2 protein-coding genes are annotated in these 1,073 nt (G+C 72.5%); one reads left to right on the forward strand and one right to left on the reverse strand.

The window, feature by feature from the left end:
- On the forward strand, window positions 1-495 hold a 495-nt coding region (locus tag ACIKT0_RS18820), incomplete at its 5' end, for a prephenate dehydratase domain-containing protein (RefSeq protein ID WP_407106826.1).
- Here ACIKT0_RS18820 and nudC read toward each other — a convergent pair.
- Window positions 492-1,073: NAD(+) diphosphatase (gene nudC / locus ACIKT0_RS18825; RefSeq protein WP_407106827.1), on the reverse strand; the 582-nt coding region annotated here is incomplete at its 5' end. The genes ACIKT0_RS18820 and nudC overlap by 4 nt on opposite strands.

Consider the following 1,073-nt stretch of genomic DNA (forward strand, 5'->3'; position numbering starts at 1 on the left):
GGCTCCGCGCGCGAGATCGCCCAGGCGCGCGACCCGAGCCGGGCGGCGATCGCCTCGCCGCTCGCCGCGCAGGAATACGGGCTGGAGATCCTCGCCGCCGACATCGAGGATTTCGCCAACAACACCACGCGCTTCCTCATCCTCTCGCCCGAGCAGGCGTGGGCTGCGCCCGAGGGCGGGCTGACGGTCACCACCTTCGTGTTCAAGGTGCGCAACATCCCGGCCGCGCTCTACAAGGCGCTGGGCGGCTTCGCGACGAACGGCGTCAACATGACGAAGCTCGAGAGCTACCAGCTCGACGGCGCCTTCGTGGCCACCCAGTTCTACGCCGACGTCGAGGGCCATCCGGACGACCCGGCGCTGAAGCGGGCGCTCGACGAGCTCGCCTTCTTCTCGACGGAGCTCACGATCCTGGGCGTCTATCGCGCCCACGACTTCCGGATCGCGGCGCGCCGCGCCGAGGCCGAGAAGGCGCAGGCGAAGCGCGGGCGCTAGCCGCTCACGAACCGGCGCAGCAGGTGGTGCGCGATCGCCGCCGGCGGCGGCGCGAACCAGCCCTGCGGGTGGCGGCGCTCCAGCATCGCCGCCGCTTCCTCCCGGTCGAACCAGCGCGCGTCGTCGAGTTCGGCGTAGTCGGGTCGCAGCTCATCGCCGAGCGCCTCGGCCCGCATGCCGACCATGAGCTGCGACGGGAACGGCCAGGGCTGCGACAGTTCGTAGCTCACGCGGCCGATCGCGACCCCGGCCTCCTCGAACGTCTCGCGCCGCACCGCCTCCTCAAGCGTCTCTCCGGGCTCCACGAAGCCCGCGAGGCACGACCACATGCCCGCCGGAAACCGCGGCTGCCGCCCGAGCAGGCAGCGGTCGCGGCGCGTCACCAGCATGATCACCACCGGGTCCACGCGCGGAAAATGATGGGCCCCGCAGGCGGGGCAATCGCGCCGCCAGCCGCCGGCGGCCAGCCCGGTGACCGATCCGCAATTGGCGCAGAAGCCATTACGCGCGTGCCAGGAGAGCAGGCTCCTGCCGCACCCCGCGAGCGCGAGGTCCGCGCCGGCGACGCGGCCAGATCG

Source organism: Hansschlegelia beijingensis (genome assembly GCF_045505405.1).
Classification (GTDB): Bacteria; Pseudomonadota; Alphaproteobacteria; order Rhizobiales; family Methylopilaceae; genus Methylopila; species Methylopila beijingensis_A.